We start from the raw sequence: 5369 nt of genomic DNA, 5'->3' as shown, positions 1-5369 counted from the left end.
CCGAGACGGCTTGCGCTCAACCGGCGCTTTCCTAGACGGGCCCGGCCCGGAGCGGTTCGACCGGGTCGTCGACGCCGCCTTCGACCGCATCCGCGCGAACCCCGTGGCCGACGCGGTCATGTACGGGGCGTCGGCCGTCGGGGACCACGGGATCGTCTGGCTGGCCCTGGCCGGGCTGCGGGCGGTCCGGGCGGGCCATCGGGCCGAGGCGGTGCGGGTCGTCGCCATCATGGCCGCCGAGTCGGCCACCGTGAACCTCGGGATCAAGTCCCTCTTCCGCCGGGTCCGGCCGGTGGTCGACGGGCCCCGGCCCCTCCCCCTCCGGATCCCCCGGACCAGCAGCTTCCCGAGCGGTCACGCCACCTCGGCCTTCTGCGCCGCCGCCGTGCTCTCCCAGGGGGACCGGGCCGGGCCGGCGTACTACGCCCTGGCCGCCGTCGTGGCGGCCAGCCGGGTCCATGTCCGCATCCACCACGCCTCGGACGTGGTCGCCGGGGTGGTGGTCGGGACCGTGCTCGGGCGGGTGGCCCGGCTGATCTGGCCCCGGGGGGAATCCCGACCCCGGGTCGGGGTGTTCAGGCGGGTATGACCCGATCGTTCTCCGTCAACTGGGACTACCGCTGCCCCTTCGCCCGCAACGCCCACGAGCACGTGGTGGCCGGTCTCAAGGCCGGCGCCGACTGGGACGTCGAGTTCGTCCCGTTCTCCCTGTCGCAGGTCCACGTCGACGAGGGCGGGACGCCGGTGTGGGAGGACCCCGCCAAGGCCCGCGACCTCCTGGCCATGCGGGCCGGTCTCGTGGTCAGGGACACCCAGCCCGAGCGCTTCCTCGACGTGCACCTGGCGCTGTTCTCGGCCCGCCACGGCCAGGGCCGGGACCTGCGCGACCCGGAGGTGGTGCGGTCCATCCTGGCCGAGGCGGGAGCCGACGCCGGCTCGGTCATGGCCGCCCTCGACGAAGGCGCCGCCCTCGACGGGTTCCGCAAGGAGCACGAGGCCTCGGCCGACGAGAACGGCGTCTGGGGCGTCCCCACGTTCGTGGTCGGGGAGCGGGCCGCCTTTGCCCGGCTGATGACCCGGCCCGAGGCGGACGCCACGGCGTCGGTCGCGCTCATCGAGCGGGTCGTCGACGCCGTCGGAGGTTGGTCCGAGCTGAACGAGCTGAAGCACACCACCCTGTCCCGATAGCCGGGCCACCATTCCCATTAGGGTGCGCGCCGTGGCCGACGCACCCGCGATGACGCCATCCGAGGCCCTGATGTGGGCCATCGAGCGCGATCCGGTACTCCGCTCGACGTTCCTGAACATCACCGTCCTCGACCGGCCGCCGGACGTGGCGCGGCTCACCCGGCGCATCGATGAGACCATCGCCGCCTTCCCGCGCATGCGCCAGCGGGTGCGCAGCGCCACGATGCCGTGGGCCCGCCCGGCGTGGATCGAGGACGCCTCGTTCGACCTGCGCTACCACGTCCGCCACGTGGCCCTGCCACCCCCGGGCACCATGCGCGCCCTGCTCGACCTGGCCGGCCTGTGGCTCGAGGACGCCTTCGACCCGGTCCGCCCGCTCTGGCAGCTCACGGTCGTGGAGGGTCTCGACGACGGCCGGGCCGCCCTCCTCGCCAAGATGCACCACACCATCACCGACGGCGTGGGCGGGCTGCGCCTCTCGTCCAGCTTCTTGGACTTCGACCCCGACGGTGACAACCCGGTGCGGGTCCCGGTGCTTGCCGGGACGCCGGATCGCACGGGACCGCCCGCCGGCTCTCCGGTGGCCGCCGCCGCCCGCCTGGGCCGGCGCGCCGCCGGCCTGGCCCGTCCCGACCTGTTCGTCCGCCAGGCGCGGGGCGTGGTCGACACCGTCGCCTCCGTCGCCCGCCAGAGCATCGGCTCCCCGTCCGGCTCCGACCTGTGGCGGGACCGCCGGTCGATGGGCCGCCGCCTCGACACGATCGATCTCAGCCTCGACGAGGCCCGGCGCACGGCCAAAGCGCTGGGCGGGACGGTCAACGACTACTTCGTGACCGGCGTGACCGGAGGCGCCGCCGCCTACCACCGGGCCCTCGGGCACCCCGTCGAGCGGCTCCGCGTGGCCATGCCCGTGAGCACGCGGGTCGACAAGTCCTTCGGGGGCAACTCGTTCGCCCCGGCGCGGGTCACGGTCCCGGTCGCCGACCCGGACCCCACGGCCCGCTTCCTCCTGGTGCACGAGGCGCTCTCGGTGGCCCGCTCGGAGCGCGCCCTCGGCATGGTCGACGCCCTCGCCACCGTGATCCTGACCCTCCCCCCCGCCGTGCTCACCCCGATCGCCCGCCAGCAGGTCGCCAGCGTGGACCTGGCGGCGTCGAACCTGCGGGGCTCCCCCGTCGAGCTGTACATGGCCGGGGGCCGGGTGGATGCCAACTACCCGATGGGCCCCACCGCCGGCGTGGCGTTCAACGCCACGGTCCTGTCGTACATGGACCGCCTGGACATGGGCCTGGTGGTGGACGCCGCGGCCGTCGAGGATCCCGGGCTGCTGCGGCGCTGCATCGAAGCGGAGTTCACCGCTCTGAGCGGCGCCCCGGCGCCGGCCTGAGCCGGCTGGTCCGGGCCGAGGGGGCTGAGTGGAGGTCCGGGGCCGGGTCGTCGTCGTCACCGGCGGGGCCAGCGGGATCGGGCGGGCCCTGGCGGGGCGCTTCGCCACCGAGGGAGCGGCCGCGGTGGCGGTGGCCGACCTCGACGGCGCCGGCGCCGGGGCGGTGGCGCGGGAGGTGGAGCGGGCCGGGGCCCGGGCGCTGCCGCTCACCGTCGACGTGACCCGTGAGGCCGAGGTCGTGGGCCTGGTCGACCGCGTCGAGGCCGACCTCGGTCCCGTCGACCTGTTCTGCTCCAACGCCGGCATAGCCGTCGGCGGCGGGGTGGAGGCGCCGAACTCCGACTGGGAGCGGATCTGGGCGGTCAACGTGATGGCGCACGTGTACGCCGCCCGGGCCCTGATCCCCCGCATGTCCGCCCGGGGCGGGGGCTACCTCCTCAACACCGCATCGGCCGCCGGCCTGCTGACCAACCTGGGGGCGGCGCCGTACTCGGTCACCAAGCACGCCGCCGTGGGTCTGGCCGAGTGGATGGCCATCACCTACGCCGACCAGGGCATCAAGATCTCGTGCCTGTGCCCCCAGGGCGTCCGGACCCCCATGCTGCTCGGCGGCCTCGAGGACCGGGACCCGGCGGGGTCGGCGGTGCTGGCGGCGGGGGGCCTGGTCGAGCCCGAAGAGGTGGCCGACGCCGTGATCGCCGGGCTGGCCGCCGAGCGCTTCTTGATCCTCACCCACCCCGAGGTGGCTGAGTACGTGCGGCGCAAGGCCGGGGACCCGGACCGGTGGCTGGCCGGCATGCGCCGCCAGTGGGCCCAGCTCCGCCAGGCGCGCTCCCGGGGCTGAGCCGGGTCCGGCGGGACCAGAGGGCCGCCGCGGCCCAATACCATCGCGACCATGCCCCTGCGCCTGGAGCCCCAGGACGAGTACATGCACGAGCTCGGCACCGAGCCGAACTTCAACGAGAGCATGTACTTCAACGTCTTCGATCCCTCGTCGCGTGTCGGCGGCTTCGTCCGGCTGGGAAACCGCGCCAACGAGGGCTACGCCGAGATGACCGTCTGCCTGTACCTGCCCGACGGCCGGGTGGGGTTCATGTTCTCCCGGCCGCAGATCTCGGACAACTCCGCCTTCGCCGCCGGCGGGCTGCGCTTCGACGTGATCCGTCCCTTCGAGGAGCTGCACGTCGCCTACGAGGGTCGGCTCCTCCTGCTCGACGATCCGCTGGAGATGGTGGACCCCAAGCAGGCCTTCACGTCCAACCCCACGGCCGACGGCGCCGTGACCCTGACCTTCACCGGGGCGGCCCCGATGTTCGGCGGGGAGCCCGACGAACAGCGCGAGGTCCCCGGCGAGGAGTTCGCGCGCGGCCACTACGAACAGCTCACCGCCGGTCTGGGCACGGTGACGGTCGGGGACCAGACCTGGAACGTCGACGGGTACGGCCTGCGCGACCACTCCTGGGGCCCCCGGTCCTGGCAGGCCCCGTGGTACTACCGCTGGCTCACCGGCAACTGCGGCCCGTCGTTCGGCTTCATGGCCTCGCGCATCGCCCGGCGCGAGGGCCCGGGAACGCGCGGCGGCTTCGTCTGGGACGGGACGGCCATGCACTACTGCGACCACGTCGAAGTCTCCACCGGGTGGTTGGGAGATGACAAGTACCACGACACCGTTCACGCCCTGCTGCGCAGCGGGGACCAGGATTGGACCGTGGACGGGAAGGTGATGTCGCTGATCCCCCTGCGCAACAGGCGGGAGGGAATGGCGACGCGCATCTCCGAGGGCCTCACGTGCTGGACCACCGGTGACGGGCGCGTCGGTTACGGGCTGTCGGAGTACCTCGACCAACTGATCGACGGCGGACCGGTGGGCGCTGCGGAGTAGCTGGCGGCCCGTGCTGGCCGGGGCCGGGGCCGCGGTCGTCCTGGCCTCCGCCGCCGCCGCCGGCGCCCTGGCCATCGGGGGCGGCTCGGCTCCGCCGCGGACGGCGCCACCCGCGCACCGGCGCGCCGCCCCGGCCCCATCCGGCCCCGTGGCCGGTACGGCCGTCCATCCCGCTGCCACTCCCCCGCCGCCGGCTCCGGCCCCCGTCCCCGCCGCGCCCGCTGCCCCGCCGGCCACGGCCGCGCCCACCGACCTGCCCCTGCCCGGTTGCCCGCCCCCGCCCTACACCGGCCCTCCGCCGGCGCCGCCCTGGCACCCCGCCCATCTCGTTCCCGACTCCCAGCTGCCGCCGGCCCCGGGCGCGCCACCGGGGCGGAACCCGACAGCGGCCATCAGCGGCAAGGGGATGTGGATCTGGCAGCTGTCCTCGACCGACCACGGGGACGTGTCGGCCATCGTGGCCGACGCCACCCGCGCCGGGCTGCAGCAGATCTGGGTCCGCGTCGGGGACTCCCCCGACGGCTTCTACGGGGGGCCCGCTCTGACCACGCTGGTGCCGGCCGCCCACCGGGCCGGCCTCAAGGTGATCGGGTGGGGCTTCCCCTATCTGTTCGACCCGGTGGCGGACGCGGGCTGGACCCGGTCCGCCATCCAGTGGCGCTCGGCCGACGGCCAGGGCCTCGACGGCTGGAGCGCCGACTTAGAGACCGCGTCGGAGGGGGTGGCGCTGTCCCCGCAGCGGGTCGCGGTCTACCTGGGTGAGGTCCGGTCCGCCGCTCCCCACACCTTGCTGGTAGCCACCGTCTTCCCCCCGACCGACGACCGGATGACGAAGTATCCGTACGGGACCATGGCCCCGTACGTGGACGCCTACGCGCCGATGCTCTACTGGGGCTGCACCCAGCCCGTGCT

6 protein-coding genes are annotated in these 5369 nt (G+C 74.5%); all 6 read left to right on the top strand.

Annotated features, from left to right (window positions below; genetic code table 11):
• A partial coding sequence (locus VFW24_17060) for a phosphatase PAP2 family protein (GenBank protein HEX5268481.1) occupies nt 1-589 on the top strand: 589 nt, incomplete at its 5' end.
• Nucleotides 586-1188 (top strand): DsbA family protein, encoded by a 603-nt coding sequence (locus tag VFW24_17055; GenBank protein ID HEX5268480.1) that lies wholly within the window; start codon nt 586-588, stop codon nt 1186-1188. The genes VFW24_17060 and VFW24_17055, both read left to right, overlap by 4 nt.
• A 31-nt stretch (nt 1189-1219) precedes the next feature.
• Nucleotides 1220-2575, top strand: coding sequence for a wax ester/triacylglycerol synthase domain-containing protein (locus tag VFW24_17050; protein ID HEX5268479.1), 1356 nt, complete (start codon nt 1220-1222; stop codon nt 2573-2575).
• Between the two features lie 28 nt (nt 2576-2603).
• Nucleotides 2604-3419 (top strand): SDR family oxidoreductase, encoded by an 816-nt coding sequence (locus VFW24_17045; protein ID HEX5268478.1) that lies wholly within the window; start codon nt 2604-2606, stop codon nt 3417-3419.
• Between the two features lie 51 nt (nt 3420-3470).
• The gene (locus VFW24_17040) at nt 3471-4457 is read left to right on the top strand and encodes a hypothetical protein (GenBank protein ID HEX5268477.1); all 987 of its coding nucleotides are present in this window, start codon (nt 3471-3473) and stop codon (nt 4455-4457) included.
• A 10-nt stretch (nt 4458-4467) separates the two neighbouring features.
• On the top strand, nt 4468-5369 hold a 902-nt coding region (locus VFW24_17035; GenBank protein ID HEX5268476.1), incomplete at its 3' end, for a hypothetical protein.

The organism is Acidimicrobiales bacterium, assembly GCA_036273495.1.
Taxonomy (GTDB): domain Bacteria; phylum Actinomycetota; class Acidimicrobiia; order Acidimicrobiales; family JAJPHE01; genus DASSEU01.
Note: the sequence above shows the minus strand (reverse complement) of the source record. Positions and strands in the feature narration are given on the sequence as shown.